Source organism: Enterovibrio norvegicus, assembly GCF_002876705.1.
Taxonomy (GTDB): Bacteria; Pseudomonadota; Gammaproteobacteria; order Enterobacterales; family Vibrionaceae; genus Enterovibrio; species Enterovibrio norvegicus_B.
Genome location: NZ_MDAG01000018.1, coordinates 142,290 through 160,537, shown reverse-complemented (window position 1 = coordinate 160,537; position 18,248 = coordinate 142,290). Strand labels below are relative to the sequence as shown.

Annotated in this window: 17 protein-coding genes; 15 read left to right on the top strand and 2 right to left on the bottom strand. The window is 49.6% G+C overall.

Features of this window, described 5'->3' with window-relative positions; all coding sequences use genetic code 11:
- From ftsY to glpD, 8 genes are all read left to right on the top strand, one after another.
- Positions 1–1,170, top strand: a 1,170-nt coding sequence (gene ftsY, locus BCT27_RS12230; protein ID WP_102395917.1) for a signal recognition particle-docking protein FtsY, incomplete at its 5' end; no start/stop codon positions are given.
- 5 nt (positions 1,171–1,175) lie between these two features.
- Complete coding sequence (gene ftsE, locus BCT27_RS12225; RefSeq protein WP_017009480.1) at positions 1,176–1,844, top strand: cell division ATP-binding protein FtsE; 669 nt, start codon at positions 1,176–1,178, stop codon at positions 1,842–1,844.
- Positions 1,837–2,745 carry a permease-like cell division protein FtsX gene (ftsX, locus tag BCT27_RS12220; RefSeq protein WP_102390386.1) on the top strand — a complete coding sequence of 303 codons (909 nt, stop codon included), beginning with the start codon at positions 1,837–1,839 and terminating at the stop codon, positions 2,743–2,745. Before ftsE ends, ftsX begins: the two co-directional genes overlap by 8 nt.
- 141 nt (positions 2,746–2,886) lie before the next feature.
- Positions 2,887–3,744 carry an RNA polymerase sigma factor RpoH gene (gene rpoH, locus BCT27_RS12215; protein WP_102317326.1) on the top strand — a complete coding sequence of 286 codons (858 nt, stop codon included), beginning with the start codon at positions 2,887–2,889 and terminating at the stop codon, positions 3,742–3,744.
- A 363-nt stretch (positions 3,745–4,107) separates the two neighbouring features.
- Complete coding sequence (gene glpE / locus BCT27_RS12210; RefSeq protein ID WP_102317325.1) at positions 4,108–4,452, top strand: thiosulfate sulfurtransferase GlpE; 345 nt, start codon at positions 4,108–4,110, stop codon at positions 4,450–4,452.
- 55 nt (positions 4,453–4,507) lie between these two features.
- A complete protein-coding gene (glpG, locus tag BCT27_RS12205; RefSeq protein ID WP_102317324.1) occupies positions 4,508–5,356 on the top strand; it encodes a rhomboid family intramembrane serine protease GlpG in 849 nt (282 codons plus the stop codon).
- Positions 5,357–5,479: 123 nt separating this feature from the next.
- Entirely contained in the window at positions 5,480–6,241 is a 762-nt protein-coding gene (locus BCT27_RS12200) for a DeoR/GlpR family transcriptional regulator (protein ID WP_026024532.1), read from the top strand.
- 230 nt (positions 6,242–6,471) lie between these two features.
- Positions 6,472–7,989 carry a glycerol-3-phosphate dehydrogenase gene (gene glpD, locus BCT27_RS12195; protein ID WP_102395916.1) on the top strand — a complete coding sequence of 506 codons (1,518 nt, stop codon included), beginning with the start codon at positions 6,472–6,474 and terminating at the stop codon, positions 7,987–7,989.
- 104 nt (positions 7,990–8,093) lie between these two features.
- Here glpD and BCT27_RS12190 read toward each other — a convergent pair whose 3' ends face one another.
- Positions 8,094–8,504 carry a flagellar basal body-associated protein FliL gene (locus tag BCT27_RS12190; RefSeq protein ID WP_017009487.1) on the bottom strand — a complete coding sequence of 137 codons (411 nt, stop codon included), beginning with the start codon at positions 8,502–8,504 and terminating at the stop codon, positions 8,094–8,096.
- A 157-nt stretch (positions 8,505–8,661) separates the two neighbouring features.
- Between BCT27_RS12190 and BCT27_RS12185 the strand changes: the two genes are divergently transcribed.
- Both BCT27_RS12185 and ubiA read left to right on the top strand, forming a co-directional pair.
- Positions 8,662–9,198 carry a chorismate--pyruvate lyase family protein gene (locus BCT27_RS12185; RefSeq protein ID WP_102395915.1) on the top strand — a complete coding sequence of 179 codons (537 nt, stop codon included), beginning with the start codon at positions 8,662–8,664 and terminating at the stop codon, positions 9,196–9,198.
- Positions 9,199–10,059 (top strand): 4-hydroxybenzoate octaprenyltransferase, encoded by an 861-nt coding sequence (gene ubiA, locus BCT27_RS12180; RefSeq protein WP_102395914.1) that lies wholly within the window; start codon positions 9,199–9,201, stop codon positions 10,057–10,059. It abuts the gene before it with no gap.
- Positions 10,060–10,270: 211 nt separating this feature from the next.
- Here ubiA and plsB read toward each other — a convergent pair whose 3' ends face one another.
- Complete coding sequence (plsB, locus tag BCT27_RS12175; RefSeq protein WP_102317320.1) at positions 10,271–12,709, bottom strand: glycerol-3-phosphate 1-O-acyltransferase PlsB; 2,439 nt, start codon at positions 12,707–12,709, stop codon at positions 10,271–10,273.
- Between the two features lie 244 nt (positions 12,710–12,953).
- Here plsB and lexA point away from each other — a divergent pair, with 244 nt between their 5' ends.
- The 5 genes from lexA (at position 12,954) to BCT27_RS12150 (ending at position 18,246) form a co-directional block, all read left to right on the top strand.
- Positions 12,954–13,577 (top strand): transcriptional repressor LexA, encoded by a 624-nt coding sequence (gene lexA, locus BCT27_RS12170; protein ID WP_026024533.1) that lies wholly within the window; start codon positions 12,954–12,956, stop codon positions 13,575–13,577.
- Between the two features lie 441 nt (positions 13,578–14,018).
- Positions 14,019–15,167, top strand: coding sequence for a cytochrome c oxidase subunit II (coxB, locus tag BCT27_RS12165; protein WP_102395913.1), 1,149 nt, complete (start codon positions 14,019–14,021; stop codon positions 15,165–15,167).
- 12 nt (positions 15,168–15,179) lie between these two features.
- Positions 15,180–16,772, top strand: a complete 1,593-nt coding sequence (ctaD, locus tag BCT27_RS12160; RefSeq protein ID WP_017009492.1) for a cytochrome c oxidase subunit I — start codon at positions 15,180–15,182, stop codon at positions 16,770–16,772.
- A 9-nt stretch (positions 16,773–16,781) separates the two neighbouring features.
- The gene (locus BCT27_RS12155; RefSeq protein WP_017013101.1) at positions 16,782–17,333 is read left to right on the top strand and encodes a cytochrome c oxidase assembly protein; all 552 of its coding nucleotides are present in this window, start codon (positions 16,782–16,784) and stop codon (positions 17,331–17,333) included.
- A 16-nt stretch (positions 17,334–17,349) separates the two neighbouring features.
- Positions 17,350–18,246, top strand: coding sequence for a cytochrome c oxidase subunit 3 (locus BCT27_RS12150; RefSeq protein WP_102395912.1), 897 nt, complete (start codon positions 17,350–17,352; stop codon positions 18,244–18,246).
- Positions 18,247–18,248: the final 2 nt, after the last annotated feature.

Here is an 18,248-nt window from a genome sequence, read left to right as displayed (position 1 = left end):
CAAGCCCAAGCCGCAGAAGAAGCGCGCCTGAAAGCGGAAGCTGATGCCCAAGCGCAGGCCGCAGAAGAAGCACGCTTAAAAGCAGACGCCGAGGCACAAGCCCAAGCCGCGGAAGACGCGCGCCTGAAAGCGGAAGCCGAGGCACAAGCGCAAGCTGAAGAAGAAGCCCGTCTTCAAGCAGAAGCTGACGCGCAAGCATTGGCTGAAGAAGAAGCGAAAGCGAACGCAGAACAAGAAAAACCAAAGAAAGAAGGCTTTTTTGCACGTTTGAAGCGTGGTCTTCAGAAGACCAAGCTGAATATCGGTGCAGGGTTCTTTGGTTTATTTAGCGGCAAGAAAATTGATGATGAACTGTTTGAAGAATTAGAAGAACAACTTCTGATCGCAGACGTTGGCATGGATACCACCACCAAAATCATCGATAGCCTGACAGATAAAGCAAGCCGCCGTGAATTGAAAGATGGCGAAGCGCTCTATGGCCTGCTCAAGCAGGAAATGGCAGAGATTTTAAGCAAAGTTGAAAAGCCACTTGAAGCCAAGTGCGAGAATGGCCCGTTCGTTATTCTGATGGTTGGCGTGAATGGCGTGGGTAAAACCACCACCATTGGTAAACTTGCCAAGCAATTCCAACAGCAGGGTAAATCCGTGATGTTGGCTGCGGGTGACACATTCCGTGCCGCCGCGGTTGAACAGCTTCAAGTTTGGGGCGAACGCAACAAAGTTCCTGTTATTGCTCAACATACTGGCGCAGACAGTGCATCTGTTATCTATGATGCTATTGAGGCGGCAAAAGCACGCAACGTGGATGTGGTGATCGCAGATACCGCAGGCCGTTTGCAGAACAAGTCGCACTTGATGGAAGAACTGCGCAAAATTGTTCGTGTGATGAAAAAGCTCGACCCGAATGCGCCGCATGAAATCATGCTGACCATTGATGCGGGTACAGGGCAGAACGCCATCAGCCAAGCGCGTTTGTTCAACGATATCGCGCCGCTTTCTGGCATCACTTTGACCAAGCTTGATGGCACGGCAAAAGGTGGTGTGATCTTCGCGGTTGCCGATCAGTTCAACATCCCACTTCGATATATCGGTGTGGGTGAAGGGATTGATGATTTACGACCGTTCGTTGCGGAAGACTTTATCGAAGCTCTATTCAGTCAGGAGGATTGATCAGCGTGATCCGGTTTCAGCAGGTAAGCAAGGCCTACCGTGGTGGGCAGCAAGCGTTACAGAAAGTGAGCTTTCACTTGCCGAAAGGCGACATGGCGTTTTTGACTGGTCACTCTGGTGCCGGTAAAAGCACCTTGCTGAAGTTGCTCTGTGCGATTGAGCGACCAAGTGACGGGCAAGTCCTGTTCAATGGTCACGATATCTCCAGAATTGATCGCAAAGAGATTCCTTTTTTGCGTCGTCACATTGGGGTGATTTTTCAAGACCACAAACTCTTGATGGACCGCAGTGTGTTCGACAACGTGGCATTGCCGCTGCGCATTGAGCAAGCCAATGAATCGGACATCAAGAAACGGGTGTCCGCGGCTTTGGATAAAGTCGGTCTTCTCGATAAATCCGCGTGTTTGCCCATTCAACTCTCGGGTGGTGAGCAACAGCGCGTAGGGATTGCGCGTGCGGTGGTCAATCGCCCGCAAGTGCTGATTGCAGATGAACCTACGGGTAACCTTGATGCTGCGCTCTCTGCGCAGATCATGGATCTATTCCGTCAATTTAATCAGGTGGGTGTCACTGTGTTGATGGCAACGCATGACACGTCGCTATTGAACAGTTATGACATGCGCCGTTTTGATTTGAACCGTGGTCACCTGTCGGAGGTGCCGCGCCATGGCTAATTTCATTACCTTGCACAAACAACAAGGTGGTCAGGCGTTACGTGACTTATTAGCAAAGCCATTAGGTAATGCATTAACCGTACTGGCGCTAGCTTTCTCGTTAGCCTTGCCTGCAACCTTGTTTATGCTGGCAAAGAACGTGGTTGCTGTGACAGAAGAGTGGCAAGTGCCCAATCAGTTGACGGTTTACGTCAACCAAGGCGCTTCGGACGCCGCGGCTGAAACACTCTTTGATGAATTGTCGCAGTGGCAAGATATCGGGAACACGGAATTTATTTCTCCCGAGCAAGGTCTTACTCAACTGAGACAAATTCAAGGGTTTGATGAAGCGATCAGCTTGCTGGATGACAATCCACTTCCTGCGGTGATTGTTGTTACACCTGCAAACGATGACGCCGCTTCTGCGACTGCATTGGCCGCAAAACTGCGTGCTGAATCGGCGGTTGAAGAAGTGCGCTTAGACAGTGATTGGTTGCAACGTTTGTCTGCCATTGAATCTCTGGTGTTGACGCTGACAGTGGTGTTTTCTGGCTTGATGTTGATGGCCGTGTTTTTGATCATTGGTAATACCTTGCGTTTGCAGGTCTTAAACCAAAAGGCAGAAATACAAGTATTGAAGTTGGTGGGTGCCACCGACAGTTATATTCAACGCCCATACCTTTATACAGGCGTATGGCTTGGTTTAGCAGGCGCTATCGTGGCGTGGGTCGTTACGTTAATTAACGGACTACTTTTAGACACGGCAGTGGCGAAACTCGCTACATTGTACAGTAGTGGTTTCCGTCTTTCCGGACTTCGGATTGACGAAGGTCTGATACTCCTGATGGTAACAGGCTTAATAGGACTGCTTGCTGCACGTCTTGCAGCAGGTAAACATTTACGCGAGATCGAACCTGTATAATTAACTGAACCCCCGTAAACAATCATGGTCACATTATCTAGGTAACCATGCTTAGGGTTGCAGTTTTTTTGATCTTAAGTAGAGTATGGCTGGAGCCTAAATTGGTTCACATATGTTCGATAGATTCGAAAAGAGGTGAAAATGACAACAGAGTCGTATGCAATAGCCCCGATCTCAAGGGATAGCCTAGACAGCTATCTGCAGCAGGTAAACAGCCATCCAATGCTGTCTGCTGATCAAGAACGCGAGCTTGCAGAACGTCTTCACTACGAGGAAGATCTGGACGCGGCGAAAAGCCTGATCCTGTCTCACCTGCGATTTGTTGTTCATATCGCCCGTGGTTATTCCGGTTACGGACTACCTGTGTCTGATCTCGTGCAAGAAGGTAACATCGGATTGATGAAGGCGGTAAAACGCTTCAACCCAGAAGTGGGTGTTCGTCTGGTGTCGTTCGCCGTGCATTGGATCAAAGCTGAAATTCATGAATACGTTCTGCGTAACTGGCGTATCGTGAAAGTCGCAACCACAAAAGCGCAGCGTAAACTGTTCTTCAACTTGCGTAAGGCGAAAAAACGCCTGGGTTGGTTTAACGCAGATGAAGTTAACATGGTTGCCGAGCAGCTTGGTGTTGATGCCGCGGAAGTGCGCGAGATGGAATCCCGTCTTGCTGCGCAAGATCCTGGCTTTGACGCAGGGAATGACGACGATGAGCGTGAAGGGCCATCAGCCCCTGTTTTCTATTTGGAAGATAAAAGCTCAGACGTTGCCGTCAATCTTGAATCAGAAAACTGGGAAAACCACGCTAACCACAGACTCGCGAACGCGATGTCAGGGTTAGACGAGCGAAGCCAGCACATTATTCGTTCTCGCTGGTTGGATGACAATAAAACGACCTTACAAGAATTGGCTGATCACTATGAAGTGTCTGCCGAGCGCATTCGCCAATTAGAAAAGAATGCGATGCGTAAATTGAAAGAAGCAGTAGGCGACGTCTTCTGATCGTCCCTGTCTTCAAGGCGTTAGATGTATAACGCAGTGCTTTCGGGCAATGTGAAGATCATTAAAAACCGGCTGATGCCGGTTTTTTTGTGCCTGATAAACCCTTGGTATCACAGGCGTGAGATAAGTTGTCCACAGCTTTGTTACGATCAACACTACATCTTGTGGATCCAAACGCGAGATCCTACTTTATCAACGCAATCCACAGATTTTTCCACAGGTGGCTAAAAAGCGTACAAAGACCCTGACTTCTCTATGGCATGATTTCATATAAAGTCAGGTAGAATACTGGAATACCTGCAATATTCGGATGTGTTTCCGTTGTTGCAAAGAGTGATTACGATGAAAGGAGTGGAATAACTCATGGAACAATTTGCGCATATCTCTGTTACGGACGCATGGAAGAAGATTCAGCAGGATGATCAAACTGCGGTGATTGTTGATATCAGGGATCCTCAGTCATTTCAGCTATCTCATCCACAGGGCGCATTCCACCTTACTAACGATTCTATTGTGCAATTCACACAAGCGATCGATTATGAACAACCCGTATTGGTCATGTGCTATCACGGGGTGAGTAGCCAAGGCGCTGCCCAGTACTTGATCAATCAAGGCTTTGAAGAAGTTTACAGCGTGGATGGTGGCTTCGAAGCGTGGCATCGACAAGATCTCCCTGTGGAGTCTGGTGTCAGTAGCTTCAATCAATAGCGACATGTGTGGCGGGATTGCCATGCAGCCGTGATCACACAGAAAAAGAGGCGCTATGATCCGTCTGATTGCGATATCTAACCCTCGAGCCGGGCAGGCGTTTATCGATTACATGTCTTCAAGAGGCATTGAAGTCCAAATGATGCCTGAAGGTGAGGGAACATTTGGTTTGTGGCTCAAAGAAGCAGAGCACCAAATTGAAGTAGAAGCAGAGCTACAGGCTTTTCTTCAACACCCCACCGCGCAAAAATACCAATCTGCGTCATGGGATATGGCGGAAACCCGCACCGCTCGTTTTTATTATCCGCGACAAGGCTTCATCAAAACCCTTAAAGATAGTTCGGGCCCGGTCACCATGTCTGTCATGGTTGTATGCATCGTCACTTATGCTGCGCTGTTCTTAGGCTTTGGTGATGATGTTTTCTCGGTGATGCATTTTCCGGCATCGGGCGATGAGCAGTGGCAACTTTGGCGTTTGTTTACCCACGCGTTTCTGCATTTCTCCGCGACCCATATCGTTTTTAACCTGCTTTGGTGGTGGGTACTGGGCGGTCGTATAGAAAAACACAGTGGCAGTGCCAAGCTGTTGCAGCTTTTCTTACTCACCGCGTTGTTCTCTGGGCTCGGGCAGTACGCCTTTGATGGCCCGAATTTTGGCGGTATGTCGGGTGTGGTGTATGCCATGCTTGGGTACGTGTGGATGGTCGGGCACTTTGCGCCTTCACGTGGCCTCTCTATTGAGCCGGCCTATGTCGGCTTTATGCTGCTGTGGCTGGTGGTTGGTTTCTTTGAACCGTTCGGCATGGCGATTGCGAACATGGCACATTTGTTTGGGTTGCTTTCTGGCTGTTTGATTGGGGTTTTGGATGCCAAGCTCTCCCGATCTGCGAAGAAGCTGTCATAAATGCTGTCGTAGTGTGATGTAAGATCACCGTTGAAGCCCGCCAGATTGGCTTTCATGCGGTAGGCACGTAAACTTGAATGTCCCGATTAACGGGACATTTTTCTTTTGAGCGCAGAGGATGCTGTGAAACAGACCCAACGACATCAGGAAATTCTCGATCTCGTGCGTAGCCAAGGCTATGTGAGTACCGATGATCTGGTCGCCCATTTCGATGTGAGTCCACAAACCATTCGTCGTGATTTAAACGAATTGGCTGACGAAAATAAAATCCGTCGTCAGCACGGCGGTGCGACCATTCCCTCCAGTTCCGTGAACACGGCGTACAATGCACGTAAAGTGATGCAGCAAGAAGCCAAAGACAAGTTGGCTCAAGCATTGGTGGCGCATATCCCTGACGGCGCGACGTTGTTTATCGACATTGGTACGACGCCTGAAGCAGTGGCGCGTGCGTTGCTCAATCACCAAGATCTCCGCATTGTGACCAACAACCTCAATGCCGCGAGCATTCTGATGGCGAAAGAAGATTTTCGTATCATCATGGCCGGTGGTGAGGTGCGCAATCGTGATGGCGGCATCATGGGGGAAGCGACGCTGGATTTCATTTCTCAGTTCCGCCTTGATTTCGGTATCGTGGGGATCAGTGGTATCGACTTAGATGGTGGTTTGTTGGACTTCGATTATCACGAAGTGCGTGTGAAGCAAGCCATCATGGAAAACAGCCGTTCAGTCATGCTCGCCGTTGACCACACTAAGTTTGGCCGCAGCGCGATGGTGAATGTGGGTACTCTAGGTCAAATTGACATGCTGTTTACCAACGCAGACCTGCCTGACTCGATTCGTTCACATCTCCAACACACTGATACACAAGTCGAAATTGTTCGATAGTCCACCTTTGTAAAATGCCGCCGCCGTTTGGCGGCTTTTTTATGTCCGAATTTTGTGTGCATTTTGATCAAATGTTAACTGGACAGATGGTTTCTCTGCGCTAAAATGCTCGTAAACGAACATTGAATATTCGAATGAACATTTGGTTCGACGTGTTTATTGGAATGAAGCGCATGAGCGTGCGTGATTGAAGAGCAGTAATCGCGCGTGTAAAAGAAAGGTGAAGGGAAATGACAGACAAAGTATTGGATATTATCGTTGTGGGCGGTGGTATCAATGGCGCAGGCATCGCTGCTGATGCAACAGGTCGTGGATTAAGTGTTGGGCTTTATGAAGCCGCAGATTTTGCTTCTGCGACCTCTTCTGCAAGTTCTAAGCTGATCCACGGTGGATTGCGCTATCTCGAGCATTACGAGTTTCGTTTAGTGAGTGAAGCACTCGCTGAGCGTGAAGTGCTGTTGAAAAAAGCCCCTTACCTTGCTTGGCCTATGCGTTTCCGTTTACCTCACCGTCCTCACCTTCGCCCTGCATGGATGATCCGAGCAGGTCTTTTCCTATACGACAACTTGGGTAAACGTACGAGCCTTCCTGCCAGTAAAGGCATTTCATTCCGTGAAGAATCAGTGTTGAAGCCAGAAATCACGAAAGGCTTCGAATACTCAGATTGTTGGGTAGATGATGCGCGTTTGGTGATCTTGAATGCCATGGACGCACAAGAGCGCGGTGCAGAAGTGCGTAACCGTTGTGTGGTTGAGCGCGTTGAGCGTAAAGACGGCCTTTGGCATGTAGAAGTGTTTGATAGCACGACACAAGAACGTTTCACGCGGTCATGTAAAGTGTTGGTCAACGCGGCGGGCCCTTGGGTGAAGCAGTTCTTTGATGACAGCACCTCGTTGACATCCCCGCGCGGTATTCGTTTGGTGAAAGGCAGCCACGTTGTGGTGCCGAGAGTTCACAATGAGCCACAGTCTTATATTCTTCAAAACGAAGATGGTCGCATTGTGTTTGTGCTTCCGTATCTCGACCGCTTTTCAATCATCGGCACCACAGACGTGGAATACTTCGGTAACCCACGAGATGTTGCTATCGAAGATAACGAAGTCGCCTATTTGTTGGACGTGTATAACCAACATTTCAAAAAACAGCTGACGTCTGAAGACGTTGTCTGGACCTACAGTGGCGTGCGTCCTCTGTGTGAAGATGAATCAGACTCACCACAGGCGGTGACGCGTGATTACACCTTAGAGTTGGATGAAAATGGTGGCGTAGCACCTATTCTTTCTGTGTTTGGTGGCAAGCTGACGACGTACCGCAAACTGGCGCAAGCGGCGATGAACATGATGAAGCCTTTCTTCCCTGAGATGGGCGCTGATTGGACGGCAGAGCAAGTGCTGCCTGGTGGCGAAGAGATCACCTCGTTCAAAGATGTTGAAGAAAAGTTGGCGAGCACCTACTCGTGGATGGACAGTTTTACTTGCCACCGCTTAGCCACCACGTATGGCAACCGTGTTTGGGTGTGGTTGTCTGACGATGACACGCAAACATCATTGGGCAAAGCGTTTGGTGAAGGCTTAACGCAGCGTGAAGTGGATTACCTGATGACGGCGGAATATGTCGTTGAAGCAGAAGATTTGTTGTGGCGTCGAACTAAATTGGGCTTGTATCTCAACGCAGAGCAACAAGCGCAGGTGACCGATTATATCGCACAAGCGAAAACATCAGACTCCCAAGCAGTAGTGAATGCGTAGATAGGCGCGAGTGAGGGATGTTGCGGTTAATCTAGGCTTCGCAATGACACTCTCAAAACCAATGAAAAAGGCGTACTGAGTACGCCTTTTTTGTGTCTGCTTGTTTACTGGTAGAGGTACTTAGTAAACAGTAAGTCAGCCAGTATTTTTTGTTTGGTTTCCGCAAGGAGAATGGCGTTCACTTTCTCGAAGCAATTTTTTCGAATGGCTTCTCGCCCAGACAGCGATTTGATGCGCACGCCACTCTCTTGGCTTAGCACCTCGATAATGGTGTCGCGGATCAGCGGCTGGTGGTATTCGAGTTCTTGAATCAATGCAGGGTCATCGACCATAAGATCGACGCGAACATTGATAAACCCAAGCTTGCGTCCATCCGTAATAAAGTTAGTGGTGATTTCTGGTTCGAGCGTGAAGTAGCTGAATTTAGCCGCATTCTCTTCGCCTTCAGCCATAGAAGGGGAGGACAAGAACAGGGATACCAACAAGGTGAAAATAGCCGTTATATTTTTTTTCATGGTTTTTGCCAAACCCCAGATTTAATGAATCTCTTATGGTAGTTTAGCTGCGCGTGACAGGGCACAGCTGTGTACAATAGCGCATTATTAATACTAAACATTATTGGCCGATTCGGCGAAATTTTTGTGGTTTTTTTGCTCTTTGGCTCAGGATAACATGTCAGATTTCAAACAATTACACGTGTCAGCCCTGATGGGTGCGAATTGGGAGGCCCCGGATTGGCAGCAATTGGAAACAACACGCAAGGGTGAATGGCTACTTGAAGCGCATTCAATGACAGAGCGATTAAAGGCGTGCTGTGCAACGCTAGACGTTGAAGTGTTGGGGTTGCACCAATGTGATATGGAGACGCTGACAAGCAGTGAACGTGAACTTTTAGGCCATGAACACTGCTTGGTTCGCGAGGTTGTTCTTTCCGGTGACAATACGCCGTGGCTGTGCGCGCGCACCTTGGTGCCCATGTCCACGCTGACAGAAAAAGAAGAAGATATTGCACAGTTAGGTGCGGTGCCTTTGGGGCAACGCGTTTTTACTCAAGCAAACGCGCGACGAGATGCCATTGAAGTCGCGACAGTGATCGTGAAAGGGGAAGCTTTGTTGGCGCGTCGTTCCCGCCTATGGGTAAACAACAAACCAATGTTGGTTTCAGAGTTATTTCTCCCTCACGCGCCGATTTATCAGGAGGAAGGCTAAATGGATGCAGCCAAAGCTCGGGCGTTTTGGCAACTCACGCGCATGGACCGACCGATTGGCAGCTTGTTGTTGCTATGGCCAACTATGTGGGCGCTATTTCTCGCCGCTGATGGCATGCCAGATCCAAAAGTGTTGGTGGTGTTCGTCCTTGGCGTCATCATGATGCGCGCTGCAGGGTGTGTGATTAACGATTTTGCTGACCGCAACCTCGATGGCCATGTGAAACGCACCAAAGCCCGTCCACTTCCCTCAGGACTTGTAACCGCCAAAGAAGCCTTGGCGCTGTTCGCTTTTCTAGTGCTAGGCGCATTCTTGCTGGTGCTTACGCTCGATGCGTTAACCATTCAGCTATCGGTAGTAGCCCTGCTTCTTGCCTCTGTTTACCCCTTCATGAAACGTTATACGCATATGCCGCAGTTGGTATTGGGCATGGCGTTTAGCTGGGCCATCCCGATGGCCTATGCTGCACAAGCTGGCGAATTACCGCCTGTCGCGTGGATGCTGTTTCTTGCCAATGTGGCATGGACGGTTGCTTATGACACCTTATATGCCATGGTCGATCGCGATGATGACGTGAAAATCGGTATCAAATCGTCAGCCATTTTATTTGGTCGCTATGACAAAGCCGCCATTGGCGTGTTGCAGCTAGTGACTGTTCTTCTGTTGGTGCTGGTCGGTTTCTTGAGTGAACTCTCAACGCTTTATTACTCTTTCTTGCTGGGTGCATCTGCGTTGTTTGTTTATCAGCAGTGGTTGGCGAGAGCGCGCGACCGTGATGCGTGCTTCAAAGCATTCTTGAACAACAATTACTTCGGTATGTTGGTCTTTGTTGGCATTACTATCAGTGTATTGATGAAATAATACAAAAGGCTGATGGTAAAACCCGGTGAGGCAAAGTCGGGTGATACCAAAAACCACCTGTGTGAAAGGCCGTTGTTATCTTGATGCAATGTGCACGAGTGAGTAATCATCGGCACAGACAAAAAAAGCCCTCGTTGAAAAACGAGGGCTTTTTGTTTTGTCATGCGTGTCCGTCGTAAGCGCGTGGTCTGCAATAAACCACGTTTTCACCTTAAGAGGCGTCTTCCGAAGGTCGATCTAATATAGCTTGAATGGTCAGCTGTACTTCTGGCGAAATCAGACCAAACACGTTTTCTCGTAATGATTCGACACGGCCAGTCAGTGCATGGCAATCGTCGTTAAGGTAACCCTGCTCGCGCAGTGTTGCCATCAAGGTTGCAAACACGCCTTTGTCGAAGAACTCTGGGGCGTTGATACCGTGCAGGCGACTCAGACGCTGCGCCATCATCTGGCTTTGCATTTCTAGGTCGTCTTTTGACATGTCCGCTTCGTGACTGAACAGTGTCAGGGTGATCGCGTAGCGTTGCAGGGTTTCTGCAATGGTGCGACCCAACAACTGCAACTGGTTCAGCTTGGCAGATTTGCGGTGCAACATGTCCCCTTCAACGGTGATCAGTTGCTGGCGAGACATTTCTTCAATCATGGTATCGACGTACTGCGTGAGCGATTCGTCGTCAAAACTCATGAACAGTTCCGCTTTCAGCAGTGGGTAAAGCTGGCGAATAGACGCATGCAGATCGTCGCGGCTCACGCTTGGCTTGAACACCAACATTTGTGCAATCAATGACGGAATCGCCAACAAATGCACGATGTTGTTGCGGTAGTAGGTCATCAAGATGGCTTGCTGACGGTCGAGAGAAATCACGTCACCCAGTGAATCTTTCTCTACCACGAACTTGTTCAGGCTCACGGCGTGCTCAACCAATTCTTCCGCGCTTTCTTCTGGCACTGTACTGGTTGATGAATACGGCACTTGGCGAAGTAAATCGAGATAAATCGTCAACTGCTCTTCTAACGCTTCGCGGCTCAATGCGCGTTGGCGAGAAGAAAGCAGTGCGGTTGCACACAATGTGAGGGCATTGGCGGCAGCGGCATCATTGATTTTGGTCATCATGCGATCGGCCAGTTCGTTCACCACTGGGTTTAACCATTGTGGGCGTTGTGGCTCAATCGGGTTGATGGCGTCATGCCAGCTTGGCACTTTGTCATTCAGGAACTGGTTAACTTGAATCGGTTCACCAAAGTTCACATAGCCTTTACCGTAGTTACGCAGTTTGCGCACAATGCCCAGTACCTGACCGAAGTTCTCTTTTTGCTTACGCTTGCCTTGCAGCTCTTTTGCGTAGGTGCTTACTTCCATCACGTGTTCGTAGCCGATGTAAACCGGTACAAGGGTGACTGGGCGTTTCAGGCCGCGAAGCATGGCTTGAATGGTCATGGCCAACATGCCTGTTTTCGCCGGTAGCAAACGACCAGTACGCGAACGGCCACCTTCCGAGAAGTACTCAACTGAGTAACCCTTCGAAAACAGCTCTGCCAGGTATTCACGGAATACGGTGGAGTAGAGGCGATCGCCTTTAAAGGTACGGCGCAAGAAGAATGCACCACCACGGCGGAAAATCGGCCCTGCAGGGAAGAAGTTAAGGTTTACGCCTGCCGCGATATGCGGTGGTACCAAGCCTTCTTTGTACAAGGTGTAGGACAACAGCACGTAGTCCATGTGAGAACGGTGACACGGCACATAAACGATTTCATGACCGTCTTGCGCCAGCTTACGTACGCGCTCTGCGTTATTGATCGTGATGCCTTGATACAGCTTGTTCCAAAGCCATGTCAGTAGGTTGTCGGCATAACGGATCATGCTTGGGGAGAAGTCTGCTGCAATTTCTTCCATCATGTCGATGGCTTCTTTACGGACCTTCTCTACTGCAACATCACGGCTTTCTGCTTCTTCTTGCACCACTTTATCAATGGCTTTTGAGGCAAGAAGTCGTTTAAACAGCGCTTGACGGTTTGGCAGGCCTGGGCCTGATGCCGCCATCTTTTGACGTGAGAAGTGGATTTTCGCTACGCGTGCGAGTTTGTTCGCGATGCTGGTATCGGTGCCGTGCTTGTCAGCCATAAAGCGCAGAGAAACCGCGTTGCTAAAACGCACCATACTGTCGCGACCTAGGGTCAAGATGGTGTAGCACTTTTGGATGCCATTCATGGCTTTTAGCGGTGCAGCAGCAGGGCGATTCTCGTTCCCTGGGTTGCGGTTCCACACGACTGAGACAGGAATAAGCTGAATATCTAGCTCAGAATCGCGTTTGTGCAATTCAAGAAGTTCTGTAAACAGTGCGATGGATTCTTCAGGCACCGGATCGCTCGAGTCAAACATGCGTTTGCCTTGCGACACGAAAACGTAACGTTGCAGGCTTTTGCCACCGAGCTCTAAGGGTTCAAGCGGATCGGGCAACCCTTGTTGCAGACAGCTGCTGCGTAAGGTGAGCAAGTCGGTGTGTGAATGGAACGGCAATACGTAAACCACTGGTCGATTGAGATCGATGTCCAGTTGGTTAATAGGGTCTGACGGAATGCTGATTGTTTTCACCAGCGCCGACAGCGGTAAATTCAGTATTTTCTGATACATGGATTGGCAAGCAGACATCTGATCGCAGCCTCTTAGTCGTTGTGCGCCCGAAGGATAGCAGAAAACGTCGACGAACTTGCAGCGAAATGGCAGTAATTCGCACGAATTTGTCAGCCTTGGGAATGTTATGTATGTCGAATGTAAAAAGAAAAAATGTGATCTGAAAAGGCCTATGTATAGAGATTGGTGCTAAATGCGCCTTTTCAAGTGGCTAAACACTGGATATACTTCCAGTTAACTGTATAAAAAGACAGGTCTGATTATGAAGCCGTTAACCGCTAGACAACAGCAAGTCTTTGATCTTATCAAAGGGAAAATCGACGATTCTGGCATGCCACCGACTCGCGCAGAAATCGCGAAGGAGCTGGGATTCCGTTCAGCGAATGCTGCTGAAGAACATTTGAAAGCGCTGGCGCGTAAAGGCGTGCTGGAAATCGTACCTGGTGCGTCACGTGGTATTCGCCTTTTGGTGGGCAATGAACCTGCTAATGACGACGTAGGTTTACCTTTGATTGGCCGTGTTGCCGCGGGTGAGCCTATTTTGGCGCAAGAGCACGTTGAGAGTCATTATCACGTTGACCCAAGCTTGTTTAAACCGAGTGCAGACTTTTTGCTGCGCGTAAACGGAATGAGCATGAAAGACATCGGCATTATGGATGGCGATTTACTCGCGGTGCATAAAACCCAAGATGTGCGTAATGGCCAAGTGGTTGTCGCGCGTGTTGAAGACGATGTGACGGTTAAACGTTTGGAACGCAAAGGCAATCAAGTGCTTTTGCATGCTGAAAATGAAGAGTTTGCGCCTATCGTTGTCGATCTTGCGCATCAAAACCTTACCATTGAAGGCATCGCTGTCGGTGTGATCCGTAATAGCGACTGGATGTAAGCCTCGCGCCGTGTCTTAAAAAGTCTTAAAAAGTCTTAAAAAGGCGACTTCATGCAAATAGCATGAAGTCGCCTCTTTTTTATCCGGTTAACTCGCTTTGCGCACCGCTGAAAAGCCTTTTCTCGCGCTTCATATAGCAATCACTCTCTGCGTTTTTACAGTAACATCGCCAAAATTCCCCCGTAAATTGACGGGCATACCTGATCCCGCTTTCTGTTAATTCATCAGAAAAACGCTACAAAAAAATTGCGAATGAAACAGTTGTCTTCATCTCGTAATTTCGTGGTTGGCATCAAGTTTCGCCCCATAATGTTGCGCATTTTTTGTTCTTTCTGCATTCCTCTCCTAGTTTTAGATGTAAATGAACTGTTAATTATTATTTATCCATTCATTGCTTCCATTGACTCACTGTAATGCGTAGTGATTTTGAGGAGGAATCAGGTGACGATTCGCCAACTTCTATCCACGCTCGCACTTTTCCCGTCTTTTGCCGTTTTTGCGTCAGAAGAACCGTCTTCATTGAACCTCACCAGAGGTGTTACGGAGATAAGTGCTCAGGTCTATGACCTACACATGACCATCCTCTACATCTGCATAGCCATTGGCGTTGTGGTGTTTGGAGCGATGTTCTGGGCTATTGTCCATCACCGGAAATCCAAAGGGGCGGTTGCCGCCAATTTCCATGAAAGTACGAAAGTGGAAATCCTTTGGACGTTAATTCCCTTCTTGATTTTGATTGGTATGGCCGTGCCTGCAACGCGCGTCCTGCTTGCAATGGAAGATGTATCTGAACCTGAAATCACGGTGCAAGTTACCGGTTCTCAGTGGAAGTGGCATTACCGCTACTTTGACCAAGACGTTGAATTCTTCTCTTTGCTGGCGTCCTCTGCGGCGCAAATCAATGGCGAACAAACGAAACGCGACAACTACTTGCTTGAGGTTGACCGTCCTTTGGTGCTACCGATTGGCAAGAAAGTGCGCTTTTTGATCACATCGGAAGACGTTATCCACTCGTGGTGGGTACCTGATTTCGCGGTGAAGAAAGATGCTAACCCTGGCTTCATCAATGAGGCGTGGACCAAAATCGACAAACCTGGCATCTACCGAGGTCAGTGTGCGGAGCTTTGCGGTAAAGACCATGGCTTCATGCCGATTGTGGTTATCGCCAAGCCGGTTGAAGAATTTGATGCATGGGTGCTAGAGACCGCCGCTGCACAAGCCAAGGTGCTTGAAGAGGAGAAAAAACTTCTCGACATGAACATGGACATGGACGAGCTGATGGCCCTTGGCGAAGAGGTGTACAACTCACGTTGCGCAGCTTGCCATCAAATCAATGGTCTTGGTCTGCCTGGCGTGTTCCCTGCTTTGGCGCAATCAGACATTGCTATCAATCCTGACCGCATCGTCGATCACCTCAGCGTGGTGATTCACGGCGAAGACGGCACGGCGATGCAGGCGTTCGGCCCTCAGCTTGGTTTGAAAGAACTGGCTGCGGTAGTCACATATGAAAGGAATGCGTGGGGTAACAACACGGGTGATGTCATCCAGGCTGCTCAGATAAACGCTGTCCTCAACGGCGATGATCTTTAAGGAGAAACTCCAATGACAGATATGACGCCCGATCAAGTGGGTCATGACGACCACGATCATGATCATAAGCCCAAAGGGGTGATGCGTTGGCTGTTAACCACCAACCATAAAGACATCGGCACCATGTATTTGGTGTTCAGCTTCACCATGTTCCTTGTTGGTGGTGTGATGGCGTTGATCATCCGCGCCGAGCTTTTCCAGCCGGGCTTACAGCTCGTTGAGCCGAATTTCTTTAACCAGATGACAACCGTTCACGGTCTGATCATGGTATTTGGCGCGGTGATGCCCGCCTTTACCGGGCTGGCTAACTGGATGGTGCCATTGATGATAGGTGCGCCAGACATGGCGTTGCCACGCATGAATAACTGGAGCTTTTGGATTCTCCCGTTCGCGTTCTTCATGCTACTCATGTCGTTATTCATGGAAGGCGGCGGCCCTAACTTTGGTTGGACTTTCTACGCGCCGCTTTCGACCACCTATTCACCTGACAGCACGGCTTTGTTTGTGTTTGCTATCCACATCATGGGTATCAGTTCCATCATGGGCGCGATTAACGTGATCGTGACCATCATGAACTTGCGTGCGCCGGGCATGACATACATGAAGATGCCCTTGTTCGTGTGGACCTGGTTCATCACTGCCTTCTTGCTGATTGCGGTGATGCCCGTGTTGGCGGGGGCGGTCACCATGGTTCTGACGGACAAATACTTCGGTACATCCTTCTTTGATGCCGCGGGCGGCGGCGACCCCGTGATGTTCCAGCATATTTTCTGGTTCTTTGGTCACCCAGAGGTGTACATCATGATTTTGCCGAGCTTCGGCATCATCTCAGCCATCGTTCCTGCCTTTTCGCGTAAGCAACTCTTTGGTTATGCCTCGATGGTTTACGCGACGGCATCGATTGCCGGTTTGAGCTTTGTTGTTTGGGCTCACCACATGTTCACCACGGGGATGCCGGTCTTTGCCGAACTCTTCTTTATGTATTGCACCATGTTGATCTCCGTGCCCACGGGGGTGAAGGTGTTTAACTGGGTGGCGACCATGTGGCGAGGGTCGATGACCTTCGAGACGCCCATGCTCTTCTCGCTCGCATTTATTGTCCTGTTCACGATTGGTGGTTTCTCCGGCCTGATGCTGGCGATAACACCGGCTGACTTCCAGTATCACGATACTTACTTCGTGGTGGCGCACTTCCACTACGTACTGGTGACAGGTGCGATTTTCTCCATCATGGCGGCGGCGTATTACTGGCTACCGAAATGGACGGGACACATGTATGACACCAAATTGGCCTCATGGCACTTCTGGTGCTCGCTGATTTCGGTGAACATTTTGTTCTTCCCAATGCACTTCCTCGGCTTGGCGGGTATGCCGCGTCGAATTCCTGATTACGCACTGCAGTTTGCAGACATTAATGCCATCGTGAGTATTGGTGCCTTCCTGTTCGGTGCATCGCAGCTGATTTTCCTCGCCGTGCTTGTGAAATGTGCACGTGGTGGTGATCCAGCACCCGCGAAGCCGTGGGAAGGGGCGGAAGGGTTGGAGTGGGAAATTCCTTCACCAGCGCCTTATCACACTTTCTCAACGCCACCGAAAATCGATTGAGGGCTCTGAATGCGCGAGAGCAACGAACAAGACAATAAAAACACCAGCCGTTCTGCCATGAAATTGGCAGGCATGGCCGTGCTGATGTTCGGGTTTGCTTTTGCGCTTGTGCCGCTCTATGACGTGTTTTGCGATATCACTGGCATCAACGGAAAAACCGACGATGTGGCGGCGCAAGAAAGCCAACAAGTGGATTTTTCGCGTACGGTGACCGTTGAGTTTGTGGCGTACATCAATCCCGGCCTTGGCTGGGATTTCGTGCCTGAGATGAAACGCATTTCGGTGCACCCTGGCGAAACACGTACCATCGCGTATCGCGCGACGAACAACACGCTTACAGATTCTATTGGGCAGGCAGTGCCATCGGTATCACCGGGTTTGGCTGCGCAATACCTGAATAAAATTGAATGCTTTTGTTTTAACCGCCAACCATTGGCGGCGGGCAAAGACGCGGAACTGCCGCTGGTGTTTTATGTCGATCCAGCTATTCCTGACGACATCAATACGCTGACATTGGCGTACACCTTGTTTAGCGCCAAAACCGAGCCCGTTACCCAATAATTGCAGCGAGGTCATTATGGCAACATCGCATACCAACACCGATGCCCCTGAGGGGTATGAAAGCTACTACGTTCCAGCCCAGAGCAAATGGCCGATTGTCGGCGCCGTTGCGTTGTTCCTCATTGCTATGGGGGCAGGTTCAACCGTAGCCGATTTGTTTGGTGGTAACGGACCTTGGATGTTGTTAGCGGGGACTGGCCTGATTTTGTTCATGCTGACCGGCTGGTTTAAAGACGTAATACACGAGTCCATGGGCGGCATGTATTCGAGCCAAATGGATCGCTCATTCCGACAGGGCATGAGCTGGTTTATTTTTTCGGAAGTGATGTTTTTCGCGGCTTTCTTTGGGGCACTTTTTTACGCTCGATTTATCGCTGTTCCTTGGCTTGGCGGGGCAAGTAACAATGCCATGACGGCGGAAGTGTTATGGCCGGACTTCATTCCTGGTTGGCCTTTGATCAAAACGCCCGACGGCACAGAAACGACGGCCATGGGCGCGTGGGGCTTGCCGCTGATTAACACCGTCATCCTACTTGCATCGTCTGTCACGCTGCATTTCGCGCATGTGGCGATGGAAGAGGGCAAGCGTAAACGCATTGTGCAATTTCTGGGTGTGACCGTTTTGCTGGGGTGGATCTTTTTGTTCTTGCAAGGCGAGGAATACATTCATGCCTATGAAGAGCTTAACTTACGCCTTGATTCCGGTGTCTACGGCAATACCTTCTTCTTGTTGACGGGCTTCCACGGCATGCATGTGTTCTTGGGGTCGGTGATTCTGTTTATTGTTTGGCTGCGCGTGTTGAAAGGGCACATGTCGCCGAAGCAACATTTTGCGTTTCAAGCAGGCGCTTGGTATTGGCACTTTGTGGACGTGGTTTGGCTGTGTTTGTTTGTCTTCGTCTACATATTGTAGCG

Bases quoted from the DNA above. Each gene is read 5' to 3' on its own strand.
- ftsX (WP_102390386.1), top strand. From the start codon at position 1,837: ATGGCTAATTTCATTACCTTGCACAAACAACAAGGTGGTCAGGCGTTA.
- rpoH (WP_102317326.1), top strand. From the start codon at position 2,887: ATGACAACAGAGTCGTATGCAATAGCCCCGATCTCAAGGGATAGCCTA.
- glpE (WP_102317325.1), top strand. From the start codon at position 4,108: ATGGAACAATTTGCGCATATCTCTGTTACGGACGCATGGAAGAAGATT.
- glpG (WP_102317324.1), top strand. From the start codon at position 4,508: ATGATCCGTCTGATTGCGATATCTAACCCTCGAGCCGGGCAGGCGTTT.
- glpD (WP_102395916.1), top strand. From the start codon at position 6,472: ATGACAGACAAAGTATTGGATATTATCGTTGTGGGCGGTGGTATCAAT.
- BCT27_RS12190 (WP_017009487.1), bottom strand. From the start codon at position 8,504: ATGAAAAAAAATATAACGGCTATTTTCACCTTGTTGGTATCCCTGTTC.
- BCT27_RS12185 (WP_102395915.1), top strand. From the start codon at position 8,662: ATGTCAGATTTCAAACAATTACACGTGTCAGCCCTGATGGGTGCGAAT.
- ubiA (WP_102395914.1), top strand. From the start codon at position 9,199: ATGGATGCAGCCAAAGCTCGGGCGTTTTGGCAACTCACGCGCATGGAC.
- plsB (WP_102317320.1), bottom strand. From the start codon at position 12,709: ATGTCTGCTTGCCAATCCATGTATCAGAAAATACTGAATTTACCGCTG.
- lexA (WP_026024533.1), top strand. From the start codon at position 12,954: ATGAAGCCGTTAACCGCTAGACAACAGCAAGTCTTTGATCTTATCAAA.
- ctaD (WP_017009492.1), top strand. From the start codon at position 15,180: ATGACAGATATGACGCCCGATCAAGTGGGTCATGACGACCACGATCAT.
- BCT27_RS12155 (WP_017013101.1), top strand. From the start codon at position 16,782: ATGCGCGAGAGCAACGAACAAGACAATAAAAACACCAGCCGTTCTGCC.
- BCT27_RS12150 (WP_102395912.1), top strand. From the start codon at position 17,350: ATGGCAACATCGCATACCAACACCGATGCCCCTGAGGGGTATGAAAGC.